The sequence below is a fragment of the Agrobacterium sp. H141 genome (assembly GCF_057158725.1).
Map to the genome: position 1 here is coordinate 3,457,611 of NZ_CM169893.1, position 20,883 is coordinate 3,478,493.

16 protein-coding genes are annotated in these 20,883 nt (G+C 58.5%); 7 read left to right on the top strand and 9 right to left on the bottom strand.

Annotated elements, in window-relative coordinates; translation table 11 throughout:
• Positions 1-7: 7 nt before the first annotated feature.
• From ACWPM9_RS16280 to ACWPM9_RS16290, 3 genes are all read right to left on the bottom strand, one after another.
• A complete protein-coding gene (locus ACWPM9_RS16280) occupies positions 8-274 on the bottom strand; it encodes a hypothetical protein (protein WP_484755816.1) in 267 nt (88 codons plus the stop codon).
• Between the two features lie 136 nt (positions 275-410).
• Positions 411-1,172: a crotonase/enoyl-CoA hydratase family protein gene (locus ACWPM9_RS16285; RefSeq protein WP_484755817.1), complete on the bottom strand. Its 762-nt coding sequence runs from the start codon at positions 1,170-1,172 to the stop codon at positions 411-413.
• A gap of 179 nt (positions 1,173-1,351) precedes the next feature.
• Positions 1,352-3,130 carry an acyl-CoA dehydrogenase family protein gene (locus ACWPM9_RS16290; protein WP_484755818.1) on the bottom strand — a complete coding sequence of 593 codons (1,779 nt, stop codon included), beginning with the start codon at positions 3,128-3,130 and terminating at the stop codon, positions 1,352-1,354.
• Positions 3,131-3,372: 242 nt separating this feature from the next.
• On the opposite strand from ACWPM9_RS16290, the gene ACWPM9_RS16295 reads away from it, so the two are divergent.
• The gene (locus ACWPM9_RS16295) at positions 3,373-5,265 is read left to right on the top strand and encodes a PhoX family protein (protein ID WP_484755819.1); all 1,893 of its coding nucleotides are present in this window, start codon (positions 3,373-3,375) and stop codon (positions 5,263-5,265) included.
• Between the two features lie 107 nt (positions 5,266-5,372).
• Here the strand turns inward: ACWPM9_RS16295 and ACWPM9_RS16300 are convergent, their stop codons facing one another.
• Positions 5,373-5,807: a BA14K family protein gene (locus ACWPM9_RS16300; protein WP_428185652.1), complete on the bottom strand. Its 435-nt coding sequence runs from the start codon at positions 5,805-5,807 to the stop codon at positions 5,373-5,375.
• Positions 5,808-6,097: 290 nt separating this feature from the next.
• Here ACWPM9_RS16300 and ACWPM9_RS16305 point away from each other — a divergent pair, with 290 nt between their 5' ends.
• Positions 6,098-6,709, top strand: a complete 612-nt coding sequence (locus ACWPM9_RS16305; protein ID WP_484755820.1) for a DUF6656 family protein — start codon at positions 6,098-6,100, stop codon at positions 6,707-6,709.
• A gap of 3 nt (positions 6,710-6,712) precedes the next feature.
• Here the strand turns inward: ACWPM9_RS16305 and ACWPM9_RS16310 are convergent, their stop codons facing one another.
• A complete protein-coding gene (locus ACWPM9_RS16310) occupies positions 6,713-7,801 on the bottom strand; it encodes a GGDEF domain-containing protein (RefSeq protein ID WP_428185654.1) in 1,089 nt (362 codons plus the stop codon).
• A gap of 229 nt (positions 7,802-8,030) precedes the next feature.
• Between ACWPM9_RS16310 and ACWPM9_RS16315 the strand changes: the two genes are divergently transcribed.
• Complete coding sequence (locus tag ACWPM9_RS16315; RefSeq protein ID WP_484757667.1) at positions 8,031-9,008, top strand: L-threonylcarbamoyladenylate synthase; 978 nt, start codon at positions 8,031-8,033, stop codon at positions 9,006-9,008.
• A 14-nt stretch (positions 9,009-9,022) separates the two neighbouring features.
• Positions 9,023-10,459: an FAD-binding oxidoreductase gene (locus ACWPM9_RS16320; protein WP_484755821.1), complete on the top strand. Its 1,437-nt coding sequence runs from the start codon at positions 9,023-9,025 to the stop codon at positions 10,457-10,459.
• 9 nt (positions 10,460-10,468) lie between these two features.
• Here ACWPM9_RS16320 and ACWPM9_RS16325 read toward each other — a convergent pair whose 3' ends face one another.
• Positions 10,469-13,090, bottom strand: a complete 2,622-nt coding sequence (locus ACWPM9_RS16325; RefSeq protein WP_484755822.1) for a DUF1217 domain-containing protein — start codon at positions 13,088-13,090, stop codon at positions 10,469-10,471.
• Between the two features lie 283 nt (positions 13,091-13,373).
• On the opposite strand from ACWPM9_RS16325, the gene ACWPM9_RS16330 reads away from it, so the two are divergent.
• Entirely contained in the window at positions 13,374-13,940 is a 567-nt protein-coding gene (locus ACWPM9_RS16330) for a DUF6101 family protein (RefSeq protein ID WP_428185657.1), read from the top strand.
• A gap of 75 nt (positions 13,941-14,015) precedes the next feature.
• On the opposite strand, the gene ubiA is transcribed toward ACWPM9_RS16330, so the two are convergent.
• From ubiA to ACWPM9_RS16345, 3 genes are all read right to left on the bottom strand, one after another.
• Entirely contained in the window at positions 14,016-14,969 is a 954-nt protein-coding gene (gene ubiA / locus ACWPM9_RS16335) for a 4-hydroxybenzoate octaprenyltransferase (protein ID WP_484755823.1), read from the bottom strand.
• Positions 14,970-15,084: 115 nt separating this feature from the next.
• Entirely contained in the window at positions 15,085-16,344 is a 1,260-nt protein-coding gene (locus tag ACWPM9_RS16340) for a cyclopropane fatty acid synthase (protein WP_484755824.1), read from the bottom strand.
• Positions 16,345-16,498: 154 nt separating this feature from the next.
• On the bottom strand, positions 16,499-18,814 hold the full coding sequence (locus tag ACWPM9_RS16345) for a Tex family protein (RefSeq protein ID WP_484755825.1): 2,316 nt from the start codon (positions 18,812-18,814) through the stop codon (positions 16,499-16,501).
• 172 nt (positions 18,815-18,986) lie between these two features.
• Here ACWPM9_RS16345 and purD point away from each other — a divergent pair, with 172 nt between their 5' ends.
• Together purD and ACWPM9_RS16355 are read left to right on the top strand one after the other, a co-directional pair.
• Positions 18,987-20,258, top strand: coding sequence for a phosphoribosylamine--glycine ligase (gene purD / locus ACWPM9_RS16350; protein ID WP_484755826.1), 1,272 nt, complete (start codon positions 18,987-18,989; stop codon positions 20,256-20,258).
• 128 nt (positions 20,259-20,386) lie between these two features.
• On the top strand, positions 20,387-20,863 hold the full coding sequence (locus ACWPM9_RS16355) for a plant virulence effector HPE1-like domain-containing protein (protein ID WP_428185662.1): 477 nt from the start codon (positions 20,387-20,389) through the stop codon (positions 20,861-20,863).
• Positions 20,864-20,883 lie beyond the last annotated feature (20 nt).

Genomic DNA, 20,883 nt, shown 5'->3' on the forward strand with positions numbered 1-20,883 from the left:
ATCGCTGTTAGCGCACCACCACCCTGCCGCTGCCCGTCATGCCCGAGCACCGGCAGACGCCGCCCACGCGATCATTGTCGGCGCGGCAAAAACGGTCATTGTCGATGATGCAATAACGGCGTGGCTGATAGCCATGCTCGCGGTCCGGCTTGGTCTTCTCCTTGATGGTGATACCCGTTTGGGCCTGCGACATCTGGAGCTGAGCCAGCTGCGTTGCCTGTGCGGTGGGGGTGAGATTTGCGGCGCTAGCCATAGAGGCGACAAACGTCAGCATCAAACCCAAGGCTATTCTACTCATCAACATACGAACACCTCTTCGAAATCAGAAACACAGATAGCGATTATCGTATCAACGACAAGCCTTAAGCACCGGTTCCCGGACGATATGGATCAAGCCTCACTCTGCCCCCTCACCCACGACCTTTCATAAAGGCCTCGAATGCGGCGCGAGCCTCAGTGCTTCTCAGCTGTGCGAGAAAGTGTTTCAGCTCTTCTTCCATGCGCGCCAGCAACTGATCGCGATCGCCGCGGACGAGATCGCGCGAGATCCTCATGGCTTCAGGAGGCTTTGTGGCAATGGTTGCAGCCAGCGACAGAGTTTCGGTCTCCACCGCTTCGGGGGACACGACCTTCCAGATGAGCCCGGCCTGTCTGGCCACTTCGGCTGAAAACCCTTCGCCGAGCGCCAGAAGGGCGAAGGCGCGTTGATGGCCCATCATCAAGGGGGCAAGCAGGCTGGAGCCGGCTTCGGGCACCAATGCCAGATCCACGAACGGCGTCTTGAACAGGCTGCGATCAGAGGCAATGGTCAGATCGCAATGCATGTGCAGCGTGGTGCCGATACCGATAGCCAAGCCATCCACGCCAGAGACAAGCGGCTTTCTGGCACCAACAAGCGCTTTTAAGAACGAGAAGGCTGCCGGCTCACCCGTTGCACCCGCCATGGCAAAGGCCAGAAAATCCATCATGTCATTGCCTGCGGAAAAACTGCCTTCGGTGCCGAGGAAGGCAACGGCGCGAACGGCCTCATCGCCGTCGGCTTCCTTTAACCCCTCGATCATGCGCAGATACATGGCCTGCGTGATCGCATTCTTCTTTTCCGGGCGATTGAAGCGGATGACGAGAACGCCGGGATAGGCGTCTGGACGTTCGATCAGGATGTGGTCGGTCATTGGATGGCTCTCCGTGAGCTTGTTTCTCCTGGCGTCGCTGCCGACGGCATCAATTGCGCCCCTGGCCTGCCAGCCATCTCCCCCACAAGGGGATAATTCCGGGTCGCAGCGGTCGCGACCGATCTCGGCGCATCAGCCCCTCCCCCTTGTGGGGAGACGTTGGGACGGGGAATGAACCCTCACCCCAAGACCGCGCGGGCGGCGGCGAGGCTCGCCTCGCCATTGATGACGCGGTCTTTCAGCGCGGCCGTTTCGGCGATCAGGTTTTCGGCGGCAAAGCGGCACAGGGCGATGCGGTGGTCGCGCCCGTGCTCTTCCTCGGCGAGCGCACCCTTGGCAAGATAGGCACCGGTCAACGTCAGACCGAACAGGCGCAGATAAGGCGTCGCTCCAGACAAAGCGGCTGTCTGATCGCCCTTGGAGAGCTGCATCAGCAGCCAGTCGGTTGCGGCCTCAAGATCGGCAATGCTGGCGTCGAGGCGATCGGCTGTTTCTGCGAAACCATCGCGATTGGACACGCGGACCGCTGAGGCGATGTCTTTCAGTTCGGCGATGAAGCCACGCACCTGATCTCCGTTCGAGAGCGGCAGCTTGCGGGTGACGAGGTCGATGGCCTGAATGCCGTTTGTGCCCTCATAGATCGGGGCAATGCGAGCGTCGCGCCAATAACGGGCGGCACCGGTTTCCTCGATGAAGCCCATGCCGCCATGCACCTGGATACCCAGCGAGGCGACGTCCACGCCGCAATCAGTGGCAAAGCTCTTGGCAATCGGTGTCAAAAGGGCGGCACGTTCCGTCCAGTGCGCGGCGTCAGAACCTTCCATGCGGTGCGACAGGTCGATGGCGTTGGCGCAGGAATAGCAGATGGCGCGCGACCCTTGCGTCAAGGCCTTCATGGTAACGAGCGTGCGTGCAACATCCGGATGTTCGATGATCGGGCTCATACCCGAACCAGACCAGCCGGGCGCTTTCCCCTGCGTGCGGTCCCTGGCGTATTCCACCGCCTTCTGGGTGGCTGCCTCGCAGATCGCGACACCCTGCATGCCGACCGCCAGACGCGCATTGTTCATCATGGTGAACATGCAGGCCAGCCCGCGGTTTTCCTCACCGATCAGATAGCCCACGGCACCGGCTTCGTCGCCAAACTTGCCGTCGCCATAGATCATGGTGCAGGTGGGCGAGCCGTGAATGCCGAGCTTGTGTTCCAGAGAATGGCAATAGAGATCGTTGCGGGCGCCGGGCGTGCCGCCGTCGTTCAGGATATATTTCGGCACCAGAAAGAGCGAGATGCCACGGGTTCCAGCCGGGGCATCCGGCAAGCGGGCCAGAACAAGATGGACGATATTGTCGGTGATCTCGTGGTCGCCCCAGGTGATAAAGATCTTCTGGCCGAAGATCCGGTAGGTGCCGTCGTCGCGGCGCTCGGCTCGGGTTTTCATCACACCGAGATCGGAGCCTGCATGCGGTTCGGTGAGGTTCATGGTGGCCGTCCATTCGCCGGACACCATCTTGTGCAGGTATTTTTCCTTGAGCTCCGGCGCGCCGTGTGCGCTCAGGGCTTCAGACGCGCCCATGGTGAGTGTCGGACCGAGGGCAAAAGCCATGGAACCGGAATTCCACATTTCCAGCGCGGCGACATTGAGCATATGCGGCAGGGCCTGACCGCCGAATTCCTCCGGTGCTGTCAGCGCATTCCAGCCACCTTCGGCCCAATGCCGGTAAAGATCGGCCCAGCCGTCCGGTACCGTGACCTTTCCGTCCAAAAGCCTGGCGCCCTGACGATCGCCGACTTCCGCGAGCGGGGCTACCTCGTCGGTGGCGAACCGTCCGGCTTCCTGGAGGATGGCATCGACCAGATCGTCGCTCAGATCGCCAAGCAGCCCCTTATCGAGCGCATCGCCCATATTGGCCACGTGCTTGAGCGTAAACGCAATCTCGTCAACGGGTGCCTTGTACATGCAATCCTCCTGCCTTCCATGCCTCGCGAGCGCCGATCATGTCGCCATGTTCGCGAAGTTTCCATCCCTTTCCTTGGCTAGTTGATTTTTACGTAAACGTCAACTTTTTGGAATTGCATATGGGGAGAAATTTTCGACCATATGCGCTCAAACCGTAAAATGTCTCTATCGTCATTCGGCTGTGATTTTCACAGTCTATTCGCGCATCTGGAACCATTCCAAACGTGAACGAGGGAAAATCCATGAGCGATATCGACACATCCAAACTGTCCTGGGACGAATGGGACGAATTGCAGACGCCGCCGCCGGCAGAAACCGAATTCGACCGCGTGGTCGAGCGCGCGATTTCGCGTCGCGGCTTTCTGGGTGGCGTGCTGGCGATGGGTTCGGCAGCGGCTGCCATGGGCACAGTTGGCAACCTGATGTCTTCGACCTCGGCTGAGGCACAGGAAGCAGCCAGCCGCTTTGCCTTCAAGCCGGTTCCGATTGCAACAGACCATACCGTGCATGTGCCCGAAGGCTATCACTGGAAGCCGCTTGCCAAGTGGGGCCAGCCGCTGTTTTCCAACGTCAGCGACGTCGACCCGGCCAATGGCGTGAGCGTCGAGAATTCCGACAAGGTATTCGGCGAGAACACCGACGGCATGGAACTGTTCGTGGTGGGCGGTCATCAGCTGATCGCTGTAAACCATGAATATGTGAACCCGGAGATCAATCTTCCGCACAACGAAAAGGGCATGCCGAAGAGCGCCGATGACGTGAAGATCCTGCAGAACATGCAGGGTGTGACCGTGATGGAAGTGGCTGAAGGCGACAATGGCTGGGAGATCGTGCTCGACAGCCCGTTCAACCGTCGTATCCACCACAATACGCCGATGAAAATTTCCGGCCCCGCCGCCGGTTCCGATCTGTTGAAGACCGAAGCCGACCCAACCGGCACGGAATGTCTCGGGACCTTCAACAATTGCGGTGCCGGTCGCACACCATGGGGCACCTACCTCACCTGCGAAGAAAACTTCAACGGCTATTTCGGATCGACCGATGCGGATTTCACCCTGCCGGAAGACTACAAGCGTTACGGCATCTCGAACGAGACACGTTATGCCTATGAGCAGTTCGATCCGCGCTTCGACATCTCGAAGAACCCGAACGAACCGCATCGTGCAGGCTATGTCGTCGAGATCGACCCGTCGGACGCCTCCTCGACACCGGTCAAGCGCACAGCACTGGGTCGTATCAAGCATGAGAATGCTGCCGTGGCGATTGCCCGCGACGGTCGCGTGATCGTCTATATGGGGGACGACGAGCGCGGCGAGTATCTCTACAAGTTCGTTTCCGACGACGTCTATGTGGCCGGAAACGACACCTCGACGCTGCTCGACAAGGGCACGCTTTACGTCGCCAAGTTCAGCGATGACGGCAATGGTGAATGGCTTGCCCTGACGCCGGACACAACCGGCATGAAGATGGACGAAATCCTCGTCTTTACCCGCATGGCGGCATCAAAGGTCGGTGCCACGACGATGGACCGTCCGGAATGGGTTGCGATCAACCCGATTGCGGTCGAAGCCTATTGCGCGCTGACCAACAACAAGAACCGCGGCGTCAAGCCGAATGCCGGCGGCGACGCGACACCGGTCGGTGGCCCGAACCCGCGCGAGAAGAATGAATATGGCCAGATCGTGCGCTGGTATCCGGAAAATGACGATCATGCCGACGGCAAGTTCCAGTGGGACCTGTTCTGCATGGCCGGTAATCCGGATGTCCACAAGGATGCCTATGCCGGTTCGACCAACATCAATTCGGGCAATATGTTCAACTCTCCCGATGGCATGATGTTCGACACCACCGGTCTCTTGTGGATCCAGACCGATGGCGAGGACAGCAACGAGGATGATTTTGCAGGCCAGGGCAATAACCAGATGCTTGCAGGCGATCCGGCAACGGGCCGCATCGAGCGCTTCCTGACAGCGCCGAAGGGATCGGAAGTCACAGGCCAGACCTGGTCTGCCGACCGCCGCACCCACTTCGTTGGCATCCAGCATCCCGACGCGCCCTTCCCGGACGGCGAAGGCAAGCTGCCGCGCTCGACGATCATCGCGATCAAGCGCGACGACAACGCACTGGTTGGCTAGCCTCAAGTCACCGGAAGAGAGATGCGGTGGGTTCGCCGCATGGTCTCCGGCTCAAACGCAAAACGCCCGGCAATGCCGGGCGTTGGTTTTCAATCGATGCACTTGCCTCAATAGTACGGCGAAAGGCACTGACGACGCGGACCGTTATACGGCTGGTAGGTGTTGCTGCGCGCATCGTAGGAGCGATAACGATCAGCGCACCAGCGGTAATGGCGCGGATTGATCGCACCTGCACGCGGTGGCGGTGCGGGCTGGGCAATGGCACCGCCGATGATGGCACCGGCACCGAAGGCGGCCAGCGGGAACCAGAAACCGTCATAATAACGATAGCCGGGGCGCTTGTGGCGATAACCGCGATGACCGTGATAATAGCCGCGGCGATAACCTCTGTGCTTCACTTCGACGATATTGTTGCCACCTTCGACGGCTACGGAAGCCTGCGACTGAACAGGCAACATGGCTGCGCCGGATGGCATGAAGCTGCCGAGGACGACCGCCATGGCAATGCCGGTCGTTGTGAGGCGCTTGAACATATTTGACATTGTATTCTCCCTTCACCGTTTCTACCGGTTCGAAGCAGGCGAAGGTTCCTGAAGGAACGATCTCACCTGTTGCCGAATTCCGTGTAGGTAACCTAGAAAAACCAACCTGAATGCAAGATTAACGCGTTCCGCACCCGGCTTCTTGTCGAAACAGCTCACGGTTTCCGGCCTGAAAACCTTCAACGGAAAATGCAGCGGCAAGGTTCGGGAAATCGTTTCGTGGCATGTTTGTTCCCAAGAAAGTCGATTCGGACCGTTTTTAGATCCGTCGACGTACAGGAGTTACAAGCGTGTCCAAGTCAGAACTGCGATATTATGCGAAGAACGAGAAACAGGCTGCGGTTCCGCAGGCTGTAGAAACTGCGCATTCGGAATTCCTGCGGACAGGTCGTATTTCGCGGCGCCGGGAAGACTGGGTCTCGGAGGAACGTCGCTATCTTAGCTATGCGGAGGTGGCGGAGAAGACCGGAAAGCGTTTGCAGGCGGTGGGCGAGAAATCCCATGAGCGCATCAATTCATTCCACCGCTCTATCCGCTTTCCCCGGATCGTATTTCACCGCACATTTGCCGACACGCCGCATCTCGGCTATTGCCATGTTACCGCTTCGCGTACCAATTTCGCCAGTTTTGCAGACGTGAAATGGTCTTTCTATATCGCCAACTTCTTTTCGGATATCGGCGAGGATGGCGCATTTTTCGACCGCATCCAGCCCCATTATTCGCGCATGTATTTCGCTGTCGCCATGCAGCCCGAGCGCCCGACGCGAACATTTTCAATCGACCGCTCTATCCGCCCCAACGGCCTGCTGTTCAAGACACATGACCCGATGGTCGCGCTGAAGAACGTGCTGAAGCTGGGGGCCGCGACGCCGCAACTGCGCGACGCCATCGACCGGCTTTAGAGTTCAGCGTTGCGCCTTTTCGGGGACAACCTGCTTCTTGTAGATCAGCCAGTCCTTGGGCACGAATGACGGATCGCTTGTGCCATAGATCGTGACGGTGTCGCCGCCGGCGGCCTTGGACGTGGAGAGCGCCTTTTCGGCGTGATTGGTGAAGTCGAAGGCATTGGGTGCCTGTTGCGACAGGCAGATACCAAACGACATCAGGACCTGACCGAGCGAACGTCCGGAGCCCGTATTGACCACGGCAGTGCTGCGCAGTTTTGCACGGACGAGATCCACCAGCCGGCAAATCTCGGCCTCGTCGGTCGTGTAGAAGAGCATGCCGAAGCGGCCACCGTCGAAACGGCAGGCAAGATCCTCGCCCCCCGCCAGCGCCTCGATCACCTTGGCGACCTGTTTCAAGAAACGGTCGGCAGCGGCCGGCCCCATCTGTTCGGTGAGCCGCGTATATTCGTCGATCTCACCTATGGCGAGACCGCACATCAATGGCATTTCTGGGTTCACATAAACCTTGGCGAGCGCCTTGTTGAACGCGCGTCGGCTGCCAAGACCGGTGAGCGCATCGACATATCTTGCCGTATCGGCATCATCGGCCTCACGCTGGATTTCGGCAAGCGTTGCGGTCTTTCCGACCACGGCGCGCACCACGGAGCTGTTCTGGTTGGCGCGCTTTTCCGTGGCGGCCTTCAGCGCTGCAATCGATTTTCCAAGCCCCTTACTCTCGTCTCCGACTTCCTTCAGGATCACTCGGGTAGCATCGCCGATCAGGCGGCCATAATCGCTCAGCGAGATCTTCTCCTCGTTGAGGAGGTTGATGAAGCTGCTCATCTCCTTGCGCACCCTGCCGTTATGACGGCCAAGAATGCTTTCCTCGTGATGGTGGGGGAGATATTTACGACCGAGTTCGTCCAGCGCTTCCTGGGTCTTGTTCTTGCCCAGCGCGATAAACTCACGCACCAGATCCGGATTGGCGCCGGAATAGGCCTCGTAGACCAGTTCGTAATTGCGCGGCAGGCCATCAATGCCCATCTGGTGCATGGCGGTTGCCACGCGCAATGCGATACTGGATGCCGGATTTTTAAGAGGCTGCATCTTTTTGTTCTTTCCCGCACATGGTCCAAACTTCCCTGTCAGCAACTGTATGCGAAGGTTTCTTTCTTTCTCTTACAACGATCCATAAAATTTGACCGATCTGCATTACGGGCCTGATCGCGGGGGTATTGCCTGTAGCGACAGCATTTCCAATCCACAGAAAAAGAGCGTTTGATCCCCACCGCCAAGACAGGCTATTGACGCTAAAACGGCAGGTAGATCGAGCATGATGGCAAGACGGATATCGATTGCGCAAGCGCCAGCACTGGCCATGGAGGCAGCCTGTGCGGTGCTTTCCGCCGGCCATCCCGTCGCGGTGCCAACGGAGACCGTATACGGCCTTGCGGCCGACGCCACCAATCCGGCAGCCATCACCGCCATATACGAGACCAAGGGGCGGCCCCGGTTCAATCCGTTGATCTGCCATATGGCCGATCTTGCCATGGCCGAACGCCATGCCGTGTTCGATCCGCTGTCGCGAAAGCTTGCTGAACGGTTCTGGCCGGGACCGCTGACACTGGTTTTGCCGCTGAAAGGCGATAGTGCGATCCATCCCCTCGCGACTGCCGGCCTCGATACTGTGGGGGTCCGCGTGCCGAAGGGGTTCGCCTCCAGACTGATTGCTGAATTCGGCAAACCGCTTGCCGCACCGAGCGCCAATCCGTCCGGTCGTGTCAGCCCGACAAGCGCCGATCACGTGGCGCAGGATCTGGGCGAGCGCATTTCACTTATTCTGGACGGCGGCCATTGCGGGGTTGGGGTGGAATCGACCATCGTCAAGGTAGAAGATGGCGCAATCCGGTTGCTGCGGCCGGGCGGCATCGCTGCCGAAGAGATAGAGGCGGCAACGGGCCTCACCGTTGCGCGCCCGGAAAAAGCGGGCGCTGCAATCGAGGCACCGGGCATGCTGGCATCGCATTATGCGCCCAATGCCCCTATCCGCCTTGAAGCCTCGTCGATCGAGCCTGGCGAAGCGCTGCTTGCATTCGGGACTGACAGGATCACCGGAGAGGGCGACGCGCTGTTTGTGCTTAATCTGAGTCCCACCGGCGACCTTGCCGAAGCCGCGGCCAACCTGTTTGACTATATGAAAAAGGCCGATGCGGCAGGTGCCACAGGTATTGCCGTTGCGTCCATTCCCGATACGGGACTTGGCGAGGCCATCAATGACCGGCTGAGCCGGGCAGCGGCGCCGCGCGGCGCTTGAGGAGAAGCACCTTCATGACAGCCCCCTATCCGGAAGAGTTGATCCAGCAGTTCATCGCCATCGTTGGCGAGGCCAACGCGCTGACGTCTGAGAGCGATATCGCGCCGTATCTGGAAGAAACGCGCGGCCTTTATCACGGCGCCTCGCCGCTGGTGCTCAAACCCGGCACTGTCCAGGAGGTGTCCGACATCATGCGCCTTGCGAGCGAAACAGGTACGCCCATCGTTCCCGCTGGCGGGCGCACCGGCCATGTGGGTGGCGGCGTCCCGCGTGATGGCCAGCGCGACATCGTGCTGTCGCTCGACAGGCTGAACCGCATTCGCGAGATCGATCCGGTCGCCAATGTCGTGGTGGTCGACGGCGGCTGCGTGCTGGCAACCGTGCAAAAGGCTGCCGAGGACAATCACCGCCTCTTTCCGCTCTCGCTTGGTTCCGAGGGTTCCTGCCAGATTGGTGGCAACCTTTCGACCAATGCCGGCGGTACCGCCGTGCTGGCTTACGGCAATATGCGCCATCTTTGCCTGGGTATCGAAGTGGTTCTTCCGACAGGTGAGATCTGGGACGGTCTGCGCCGGCTCAAAAAGGACAATAGCGGGTTCGACCTGCGCGATCTCTTCATCGGTGCCGAGGGCACGCTTGGCATCATTACCGGTGCGGTATTGAAGCTCTATCCCCAACCGCGCGGCCATCAGGTCGCTTTTGCCGGCGTAAAATCGACCGAAGATGCGCTTGCTCTGTTTGATCGTGCCTCGATGCTGTGCGGTTCCGCGCTTACGGGCTTCGAGCTGATGCCACGCATCGGTGTGGAGTTTACCACCAAACATATTCCAGGCGTCCGCGATCCGCTTTCTGGAGAGCATGCATGGTATGTGCTGGTCGATATTTCAACATCCGACACAGCTGAAGCGGCAGAACGGATGATGACGGAACTGCTGGAAGAGGGATTGGAGACCGGGCTGATCGAGGATGCGGTGATTGCAAGTTCCGTTGCCCAGCAGAAGGAAATCTGGCACCTGCGCGATAGCATGTCCCTGTCGCAAAAGCCGGAGGGCGGCTCGATCAAGCACGATGTCTCCGTGCCGGTTTCAAGCGTGCCCGCTTTCATGCATGAGGCAGATGCGGCCGTGTTGGCCGCCGTTGCGGGCGCGCGCATCTGCGCCTTCGGACATCTGGGCGATGGCAATATTCATTATAATATCAGCCAGCCCGTCGGCGCCGACAAAGTGGCCTTTCTCGAGCGCTGGCACGAGGTAAACGACATTGTTCATTCCATCGTGCGTCGCCATGGCGGATCGATTTCGGCAGAACATGGCGTCGGACAGTTGAAACGTGACGAACTGATTGCCACGCGGCCGGCCGTCGAGACCGAACTGATGAACCGCATCAAGGCCGCCTTCGATCCGGCCGGGATCATGAACCCCGGCAAGATGGTGGCGGTCAAGGAGCGTTGATCTGGCCGGTCAGCCGCTCTTCAGCGATGCAATCGAAAGCATGAGATCGGCACTGATGCCGGTTCCGGACGAGCCCGTCAGCAATGTCAGTGCCGGGCTATTGGACGTGGAGTTTTCCGCATCATACATGGCGGTAAAGCGTCCGATGAATTTCTTGAGTTTCTCCGGATCCTGGAAATCGGAAAGATCGAGGTTCTTCTCGACATATTTTGCCTGCTGATCGATATCCATCGTGGAGAATTCTTCGGTGAAGCCGAAGGTCGTTCGGAACACCTCCACCATGGCTTCGTCGCCGAGCAGATCATATTCGTCGACAAGATTGGGAGCGTTGCGCTCAAAATAGAGTGCGAGACGGACGCCTGTATTGTCTTCTCCCTGCTGCGACTCGATGGTCTGGCGCAGATAGAGGTTTACCGTCTCCATGACATCGCCATCGGTCTGCAGAGAATCGGCTTCGGCGCGAATGACATTTCCGTTCTCGTCGAAGTTGAAGGAGGCGACGATTTCAGCGAAACGATAGTCGGGTTCGGTGTTGGCGAAACTCTTGGGATCGTCCAGATCCGACTGGAACATCTGTTTCATGTAGTCGTCGGTCACATCGTCCGGATCGATACCCTTGGATACGAGAACGAAATCGATCAGACGCCGGTCGGACAGGAGCTCGTCCAAGCTCTCCATATCCGCGATCTTATCCTGATAGTATTTCGATTCATCGCTGGCGTCGGACTTGATCTTTTCCTTCTCGTTCTCGTCAGCAAATTTACTCTTGTTGATGATGTACTGGCTGGCATATTCCTGCATTGTCAGCTCGGATTGTGCCATCACCGGCCAGGTCAGATCTCCCGATGTGTCGAAGTTGAAGAGCTTGGCAAACTCCACGTAGCGATCATCCTTGAGCGTATAGACGAAACTCTTCGGATCTTGCAGGTCGCTCATCAGAACCTGCTTCATCACCCGCTTGGTGACCTCGTCGCTATCCAGCCCTACGGCCTTCATCGCAAATTCGTAAACAGCGGAATTACCCAACAGGTCATCCACGGTGGCAATCCCACCGTCATCGGTATTAAATGAATCGATGGCATTCCTCAAAGCTTCGATCGCAGCCTCGTCGGCTGCTTCGTCCACATCATTATACCCTGAGTAATAGCGGCTGGAGAGTATATCCAGCTGGCTTTCATCAACGGGCAGAACGCCATCAGGCAATGTGCCATCGTCCTTGAAATTGAATGTGCGCGAGAGCGCGACCAGATTGTCGTAGTATTCGCGTCCCTTGTATTGGGAGTTCAGATAACTGTCCGGATCGTCAGGATCACTGGTGATCGCATTCTCCAGGGTGGACGAGACCACCGCCGGATAGGTTGAGAGACCGAAGGCTGACTCCAGATAATTGACCACCCGGCTGTCCGCGAACATCTCATCGACGGTGGTGAAGGTGTTGACGACGGAGCGGAAATACTCGTCATTGAGCATGGCGCCAGTCTTCGTCAGACGCTCCTGGAGGAAGATATAATTGTTGTTGATCGACTGCTGGTTTTCCTCCGTCATCGGGCCTTCTTCAGGCACGCTGCCGTCGGCGTTGAAATCAAAGGCAAGGACGATGTTTTGATATCCGGCCGCATATTTGAGATAGGAGGCCGCCGTTGAGTTTTCAGCGTTAAGCTGGCTGACAAGCGCCGTCGTCTCGGCACCGAGCGCCGGCAAGGTGCTGGCATAGCTGTCGACAATTGCCTGCTGGGTGCTAATCGCTCCGGATATCTCACTCTGGTTTTCGACGCCCGCTGCCGTGTAAAGTCCGGCTTTCTGTGTCTCAAGCCCATCGATCTCAGCCTGGATTGCGTCGACATCGGCACCGGCATCGGACTTGGAGGCCTCCAAGGCCGAGATCTGATCATCAATATCGGAGACCGACTGCGGCAGCGCCTCGAGCGCGGCGATGGTCGTAACCGCTGTCTGACGGGCCTCGATATCGCTCAGCGTCTGCGCATTGGCAGACACGGTCTCGTTGGCGCTCGTCGCCTTCGGCAAGATTTCCGTGTTAAAATAGCTGTTCTCGTCATCGAGATCCGAGGTCATCAGGCCGCGTATCAGATCGCGGTCGTAGGTATTCTCGTCGATCTCGAAGGCGGTAAACATGTAGGAGCGAAGGCGCTCGTTGGAGAGGAACTCGTCGACGCTGGAAATTTCGCCCATCATGGCATTGTAGTAGTTGGTTTCCGTCTGAATGCTGGTATCGAGATTTTCGATGCTCTGGTTATAAAGCCCGATGGCATCGTCCAGCTGATTGCTCGTCATGGGCACTTCCGTGCCCTTGTCGAACTGGTAGGCGGCAGCAAAGTCGCGGTAGCGCGCATCGGACAGCTTGTTGGCAAAGCTGTCCTCGTCGCTGAGATCGCTTTCCAGAACCTTTTTCATAAATGCTTTGGCGTAAGCCATGTCATCGAGACCAAAGGCCGTCATGGCGTAATTGTAGAGCCGGTAATTGTCGACAAATTCGTCGACAGAGGTCACCTTTCCGATATTCTCCTTGTAATACTCCGTGTCTCGCTGGACCTGCGCCTGGCTGGCGGTACGGTTCATACTCGACCGGAGATCACGCGAGACGAGATCATAACTCAGATAGGTCGATACCATTTGGGGCCTTTTCCATGGGACATAGTTGCAGCGATTGGCGCTATTGTGCGCGACGAGCCTTGCCCGTGGCTTTTTTCATGGACGGCACAGCAAAGCGGTCCGGTTTACTTTTGAGCAACCCTGCCTCGTTCGATTTTGCTAACCATCTGGCATCTCAAACTTTTTTTAACCGCGATTCTTAAGTCGTCCGTGACACCCCGCGCCTATTCTCCACCCTCAGAGGACGAAAAGTCCCGACGCGAAGACCGCACAACGGCTCTCGGGTAAAACAAGGGTAATACGAATGACGAATACGGTTTTGAAGCCTGCTTGGGCAGGCGCTACATTGCGATTGGACCCCTCGCGATTTCCACAGCATGTGACCTATGCGCTGCGCGAAACTTCGGGTGATGTGACCATCACGATCGATGAGCGCGGTGCCGTACTGCGGAAAATTCTTCCCGCGAGCGGCCTGCCGCTTTCATTCGCGCTGCCGGCGCGCGCCTTCAAGGGTGTGGCCGCACGGGCAATCGACCATGGCGACGGGGAAGTGACCGTCACGCTTGAACTGCACCACGAAGATCCGGAACTGTGCATCCCGCTGCTGGTTGCCCATGACCTTAGCGATATCGCCGCTGACTGGCGTGGCTGGGCCGATGCCTTCCGCATCCCGATGCTGATGGTTGAAGCCGACGGCATTGCCCGTCCGCTGGAAGATCACCTGGGCGAGGTTCGCACCCGCCCGATGGCACCGCGCCGGCGCCATTCCTATTTCGCAGAACGCCGTCCGCGCTTCCTGGTCCGCCGCACGACGGGTTCGCTGGGCGTGGCGATGAAAATCTCCGGCAAGGAAATCATTGCCCGCAGCTGATCAAAAGCATGCGCATTAACAAAAGGCGGCCCCGAGGCAATCTCGGAGCCGCCTTTTTCGTGTCAAATCGGGACATCAGGCAAAGGGCAAGGCAATAATCAGCCCCAGGAAAATGATGGCGCCGACATGGAAATTAAACTTGAAGAGCCTGAGGCATTCGCCGCCATCGTCAATATTCAAGACGACGATCTGATAGACAAGCATTGCCGCAGCGAGTGCGAGGCCGAGATAGGCCGGAATGCCAACGCCCGCGAGCAGGAATGCCGCAAGCAGAAGAAGCAGCGTCAACCCATAAAAGCCAATCAGCCATTGCTTGGTCTGTTCGCCAAACAGGCGCGCGGTGGAACGCACACCGATCAGGGCGTCATCTTCCCTGTCCTGATGGGCGTAAATGGTGTCATAACCGATGGTCCAGGCCACGGCTGCCACGTAAAGCACGACGGCTGCCGATGAGAGTGCGCCTTCAAGGGCAGCCCAGCCCATCAGGGCACCCCAGGAAAAAGCAAGCCCCAGAAAGAATTGCGGCCAATCGGTAAAGCGCTTGGCAAAGGGATAGATCGCCACAAGGCTGAGCGAGCACAGGCCGAGAATGATCGAGAACGAATTCAGGCATAACAGCACCAGCAAACCGACAAACGCCTGTGCCACCATGAAGATCTTGGCCTGTTGCCGGCTGACGCGACCTGACGGTATGGGCCGCGACCGGGTGCGGGCAACGGCCATATCGATGTCGTGGTCGACGATATCATTATAGGTGCAGCCGGCACCGCGCATGGCAATAGCGCCAATGGTGAACAGCACCAGGTGAAAGATGAACAGGCCAACCGGCAAGAGGTCTTGCGCCGCTAGGTGATTGGCAGCCAGCGCCGACGACCAGAGGCATGGCCACAGCAGCAATTGCCAGCCGATGGGCCTGTCCCACCGGGCCAGCTGCGCATAGGGCCAGACCGCACGCGGCAGCAAACGATAGACCCAATTGGTGGAAGGCGCGTCCGAAACGCGGTCGGTCAAATCAGCAGAAATCTTCATGACGGCATCTAAAGTCCAGCGCCCTGCCCGGTCAAGCCGGACAAGGGATGTGAAGGTTCACGTCAGAAAGACGCAAGCATTGCCCGCAGGTTCGCCCCGCGCGCAACACCCGTGTTCAAACCGCGATCCGGTCGAGCGGTGGGCGGCGCTGTTCGAAACTCTTCAGTTCCGCTTCACGCTCATAGATATAATCGCGGTTGTCCGGCACTGCGTTTCGTTGCTTGGCGATCTGCATCTGGAAGATAAAGAAATTCTCGTGGGTGAAGGCCATTTCCGAACCGGCCAGATAGAACTCCCACATGCGCACGAAACGCTCATCATACAGTGCAATCGCTTCCTGCTTGTGGGCCATGAACCGCTCGCGCCATTTTCGCAGCGTGTGACCGTAATGCATGGGCAGGATCTCGATATCGCAGACCAGCAGACCTGCCTTTTCAACCGCTGGCATGACCTCTCCCAGCGAGGGAATATAGCCGCCCGGGAAGATGTATTTTTCGATCCAGGGATTGGTGAGCAGCGCCGGATAGGGCTGGCCAATCGAGTGAAGCACCATCACGCCATCATCGGCGAGAACGTCGTTCACCTTGTTGAAAAAGCGCGGATAGTTGCGGATGCCGACATGCTCGAACATTCCGACCGAGACGATACGGTCGTAGTTTCGCTCTGCGGGCAGATAATAATAGTCCTGCAGATTGAAGCGAACGCTGTTGGCAAGGCCACGTTTCGCGGCGCGTTCGCGCGAAATCTTCAGCTGTTCTTCGCTGAGCGTGATGCCAGTCACGTCCACATCGCAGGCTTCGGACAGATACATGGCCATGCCGCCCCAGCCGGAGCCGATTTCCAGTGCCTTCTGGCCAGGTTTTGCCAACAGCTTTGCAGCTATATGGCGTTTTTTCGCCAGTTGCGCTTCCTCGAGCGAAATATCGGGCGGATTGAAATAGGCGCAGGAATACTGCCAATCCTCATCGAGGAAGAGATCGTATAATTTCGCAGAGAGGTCGTAATGATGGGCAATGTTGCGCTTGTTGTGATTGACCGGCAGCATCGACCGGATCTTGTTCAGTGCGATGCGGGCAATGCCACGCCAGGCCATGCCCAAACTCAGATCCTCAACCAGAGTATTGGATTTGACCATGGCGAGCAGATCGTAGATCTCGCCTTGCTCCACGATCAGCCGGCCGTCCATATAGACTTCGCCGAGCTTTAATTGCGCGTCCCTGTAGACCTCATCTTCGGCCTTGTTGTCGGTGAAGCGGATCTTCAGGGGTGGACCACTGCCGTCGCCGAAGGTCTGCTTGCGACCATCGGCGCCTGTGACTTCCAAATTGCCTTTACGTATAATTCTTCCAAGGAGCTCACGAAGAGACGAGGTCATTAACACCCCCACAACATTGTAAGATCAAAAGATAGCAATGCTGTAAAGGTTAGCGCGTCTCTTCGCAGAAACAAGCGGAAGAATGCCCGGGTTGCGTCATATTTTTAAAAGATCCGCTCAAATTCATTGATGAAACGGTCTTATCGGCGGACACTCATTTTTTGCGCATCGCATCCATCAAGGCTGCTCCGAGACCGCCGACGGCAGCCTGCTCGGGCTTGCCCCCCGGTTTTGGGGAAGACTGCCGAGGCGTAGCCGGACCGCGTTTTTCCCGCATCGACTGCGGTGCTTCCTCGCCGCCATCCTTGCGCATGGTCAGTCCGATGCGCTTGCGCTTTACATCGACCTCAACCACGCGAACCTTGACCACATCACCGGCTTTCACCACCTCGTGCGGATCTTTGACAAAACGATCGGCGAGCTGCGAGACATGCACCAGACCGTCCTGGTGGACGCCGATATCGACAAAGGCGCCGAAGGCGGCGACATTGGTAACGGTGCCTTCCAGCAACATGCCGGGTTTCAGATCGGTGATTTCGTCAATTCCATCGGCAAAGGTTGCCGTCTTGAAGGACGGACGCGGATCACGGCCCGGCTTTTCCAGTTCGGCAATGATGTCCTTGACGGTGGGCAGGCCGAATTTCTCATCGATGAACTGGCGCGGATCGACCTGTTTGAGCGCGGCGCTGTCGCCCATCAGCGAGCGCAGATCCCGCCCGCAGGCAGCGACGATCTTCTTGGCCACACCATAAGCTTCCGGGTGAACGGACGAAGAGTCGAGCGGCTCCTTGCCATTGGTGATGCGCAGGAATCCGGCGCATTGTTCGAATGTGCGCGCTCCCAGACGCGGCACCGACATCAGATCCTTGCGGCTCGCGAACGCACCCGACTGATCGCGATGTCCGACGATGGCCTCCGCAATCGAGGCGCTCAGCCCTGAGACCCGTGCCAAAAGCGGTGCCGAGGCTGTGTTGAGGTCGACGCCAACGGCATTCACCGCATCTTCGACGACCGCATCGAGCGAGCGACCCAGCTTGCTCTGGTCGACATCATGCTGATACTGGCCGACACCGATGGCCTTGGGTTCGATCTTTACCAGTTCTGCCAGCGGATCCTGCAGGCGTCGGGCAATCGAGACCGCGCCGCGCAGCGACACGTCGAGACCGGGGAATTCCCTGGCGGCCAGTTCCGAGGCCGAATAGACGGATGCACCTGCTTCAGAGACGATGACCTTGGTGGGCTTGGGACCTGTCGCCGGCATCTGTGCCAACATATCGGCCACCAGCTTTTCGGTCTCGCGGCTACCGGTGCCGTTGCCGATCGCAATCAGCTCGATATTGTGTTTGCGGATGAGGGAAGCGAGCTCGGACTGGGTGCCGCGCACATCGTTGCGGGGCGGGAAAGGATAGACGGTTGTGGTATCAAGCACCTTGCCGGTGCCGTCCACGACCGCGACCTTGACGCCGGTGCGGATGCCCGGATCAAGCCCCATTGTGGCACGCGAGCCGGCGGGGGCTGCCAAGAGGAGATCTTTCAGGTTGCGGGCAAAGACGTGGATTGCCTCTTCTTCGGCGCGCTCGCGCAGATCGCGCATCAGGTCGAGCGACAGCGACATGGAAAGTTTGACCCGCCATGTCCATCCGGCAACGTCCATCAGCCATTTGTCGCCCGGGCCGCGGTCACGAATGTCGTAAGCGGCGGCAATTGTGCGCTGAGCCGGCTTGATCGGCGACGGATCGTCCTTGTCCATTTCGATGGTGAGGGTCAGGAACTCCTCGTTCCAGCCCCGCAGCATGGCAAGCGCGCGGTGACCCGGCACTGTGGACCAGCGTTCGGAATGGTCGAAGTAATCCGAGAATTTCTCGCCTGCAGTTTCCTTGCCGTCGACCACCTTGGAATAGAAGACAGCGCGATCCTTCATGTCGTTGCGCAGACGGCCGATCAGATCGGCATTTTCGGCAATGCCTTCCGCGATGATGTCGCGGGCACCGTCGAGCGCGGTCTTGATGTCAGCGACCTCTTCCGTGAGATAGGCTTGCCCAAGCTTTGCCGGATCGGCACTACGATCTGCGAGAATGGCTTCGGCCAACGGTCCCAGACCGCGTTCGCGGGCGATCTCGGCGCGGGTGCGGCGCTTGGGCTTGTAGGGGAGATAGATATCTTCAAGTTCCGCCTTGGTCTTCACCGACGCAATTTTTACCGCCAGTTCATCGGTCATCTTGCCCTGCGAGGTGATGCTCTCGAAGATCGATGACCGTCTTGCACCCAGTTCGCGAAGATAGGTCAGCCGCTCGGCCAGATCGCGCAGCTGGGTATCGTCGAGCCCACCCGTCACTTCCTTTCGGTAGCGGGCGATAAAGGGAACGGTCGCACCTTCATCCAGCAGACCGACAGCCGACGCCACCTGGTCCGGTCGGGCCTTGATCTCGGTTGCAATGATCGCAGCAATGGATTTCATATCGTCGGCCATGGGCAGTCAGTTCCTCAGAAATTCAGTCGCGCGACTGTAGTCAGCGAAAACGGCAAGGCAACGGCGAAGCACGTGCGCCCACAGGAAAGGCTGCAAGGCCGGCGCTCTTTATCCTTGACCTTTCGCCCCCCTGCCCTTAACCGCGCAAGGATATCCCATAAGGAGCTTGGACATGAAAGTATTGCTGATCGGATCGGGTGGACGCGAGCATGCACTCGCCTGGAAGATCGCGCAATCGCCGCTTCTGACCAAGTTCTATGCCGCGCCGGGCAATCCGGGCATCGCGGAGCATTGCGAACTGGTGTCGCTCGATATCGACGATCATTCAGCCGTTGTGACCTTTGCCCAGGACAAGCAGATCGATCTGGTCATTGTCGGTCCCGAAGCGCCGCTGGTTGCCGGCATGGCAGATGCGCTTCGCAGCGCCGACATTGCCGTCTTCGGGCCGTCTGCAGCCGCTGCGCAGCTTGAGGGCTCCAAGGGCTTCACCAAGGATATCTGCGCCCGCTTCAACATTCCAACCGGTGCCTATCAGCGCTTCAACAATGCGCCCAAGGCCAAGGCCTATGTGCGCGAACAGGGCGCGCCGATCGTGATCAAGGCCGACGGACTTGCGGCCGGCAAGGGCGTGACAGTGGCGATGACACTGGATGAGGCACTTGCAGCCATTGACGACTGCTTCGAGGGAGCCTTTGGAGAGGCCGGTGCGGAAGTCGTGGTGGAAGCCTATCTCGACGGCGAGGAAGCAAGCTTCTTTTGCCTGTCCGACGGCAAGACGCTTTTACCGCTTGCGACCGCGCAGGACCACAAGCGCGTGGGCGACGGGGATACCGGACCGAACACGGGCGGTATGGGTGCCTATTCGCCGGCACCGGTGATGACGCCCGACATGGTGGAGCGCACCATGAAGGAAATCATAGAACCCACCATGCGCGGCATGGCGGAGATCGGCATGCCATTTCAAGGCGTGTTCTTTGCCGGGCTCATGATCACGAATAAGGGCCCGGAACTGATCGAATATAATGTGCGTTTCGGCGATCCTGAATGCCAGGTGGTCTTCATGCGCCTGAAAAGCGACCTCTTGCCTCTGCTTCATGCATCGGCTGTCGGCACGCTGGATCAGGTCTCCGCTGAATGGCGTGACGAGACTGCCTTGACAGTCGTGCTGGCATCGAAGGGCTATCCCGGCGCTTATGACAAGAATACGCCGATTTCCTCGCTTCCGGACGAAGGTGGCGAAACCAAGGTGTTCCATGCCGGTACGGCATTGAAGGACGGCAAGCTTGTCGCCACTGGCGGACGCGTGCTGAATGTTACGGCCCTTGGCAAGACCGTCACGCAGGCGCAGGCGCGCGCCTATGAACAGGTCGACGCCGTATCCTGGGACAATGGCTTTTGCCGCCGAGACATCGGCTGGCAGGCGATTGCTCGCGAAAAAGCCTGAAATTCCGCGTTAGGTCGCATGGTTACCGGGTGAAATCGGCATATTCAGTAAAATTTTACCGTCCCTCCTGACCGGATCGCAATAAACAGGCGCTATCCTGCCCTTCGAATTGGATAGGAGTGCCTGTAATGCGTCATATGATCCTCACCGCCGCAGCCGTGCTGATCGCCGGACCGACACTGGCGTCTTCGATCGAGATCGTGAAAACGCCTGATGTGCCGAACAACAGCGTGACGACGATCAGTTGCGCCGATTGCCCGCCGCTGAAGCCGAAGGAAAAACGGCTGAGCTATATCGTGCCGGAGCTCAAGACCGGAACACAGCGCACGGTCGCGATAGATGTCGACGGCGAAAAGAAGCTGGTTCGGACAGAAGCCTGGATGGGCGGTTCTCCCGTGGTCTTCGTGCACAAGGCTGCCGGCTGGACAAGCGGTGCGAACGGACTGGCTGTTGCTATCGCCGATGGCAGCGTTGATCGGAATGCGACCACCGCCGCTGTTGACGATGCAAGCGGAGCAGAACCCGCAATGGCTTCAATGATGGGCCGCACACCGCCTATGCATGCCGGTCCCGATGTCGGCGGTTTTGATCTTCGACTGAAGTGATCCCCAGACTTCCCTGCCCC

Excerpts from the sequence above, each read along its gene's own strand:
- ACWPM9_RS16280 (WP_484755816.1), bottom strand. The coding sequence starts at position 274 with ATGCTGACGTTTGTCGCCTCTATGGCTAGCGCCGCAAATCTCACCCCC.
- ACWPM9_RS16285 (WP_484755817.1), bottom strand. The coding sequence starts at position 1,172 with ATGACCGACCACATCCTGATCGAACGTCCAGACGCCTATCCCGGCGTT.
- ACWPM9_RS16290 (WP_484755818.1), bottom strand. The coding sequence starts at position 3,130 with ATGTACAAGGCACCCGTTGACGAGATTGCGTTTACGCTCAAGCACGTG.
- ACWPM9_RS16295 (WP_484755819.1), top strand. The coding sequence starts at position 3,373 with ATGAGCGATATCGACACATCCAAACTGTCCTGGGACGAATGGGACGAA.
- ACWPM9_RS16300 (WP_428185652.1), bottom strand. The coding sequence starts at position 5,807 with ATGTCAAATATGTTCAAGCGCCTCACAACGACCGGCATTGCCATGGCG.
- ACWPM9_RS16310 (WP_428185654.1), bottom strand. The coding sequence starts at position 7,801 with ATGCAGCCTCTTAAAAATCCGGCATCCAGTATCGCATTGCGCGTGGCA.
- ACWPM9_RS16315 (WP_484757667.1), top strand. The coding sequence starts at position 8,031 with ATGGCAAGACGGATATCGATTGCGCAAGCGCCAGCACTGGCCATGGAG.
- ACWPM9_RS16320 (WP_484755821.1), top strand. The coding sequence starts at position 9,023 with ATGACAGCCCCCTATCCGGAAGAGTTGATCCAGCAGTTCATCGCCATC.
- ACWPM9_RS16325 (WP_484755822.1), bottom strand. The coding sequence starts at position 13,090 with ATGGTATCGACCTATCTGAGTTATGATCTCGTCTCGCGTGATCTCCGG.
- ACWPM9_RS16330 (WP_428185657.1), top strand. The coding sequence starts at position 13,374 with ATGACGAATACGGTTTTGAAGCCTGCTTGGGCAGGCGCTACATTGCGA.
- ubiA (WP_484755823.1), bottom strand. The coding sequence starts at position 14,969 with ATGAAGATTTCTGCTGATTTGACCGACCGCGTTTCGGACGCGCCTTCC.
- ACWPM9_RS16340 (WP_484755824.1), bottom strand. The coding sequence starts at position 16,344 with ATGACCTCGTCTCTTCGTGAGCTCCTTGGAAGAATTATACGTAAAGGC.
- ACWPM9_RS16345 (WP_484755825.1), bottom strand. The coding sequence starts at position 18,814 with ATGGCCGACGATATGAAATCCATTGCTGCGATCATTGCAACCGAGATC.
- purD (WP_484755826.1), top strand. The coding sequence starts at position 18,987 with ATGAAAGTATTGCTGATCGGATCGGGTGGACGCGAGCATGCACTCGCC.
- ACWPM9_RS16355 (WP_428185662.1), top strand. The coding sequence starts at position 20,387 with ATGCGTCATATGATCCTCACCGCCGCAGCCGTGCTGATCGCCGGACCG.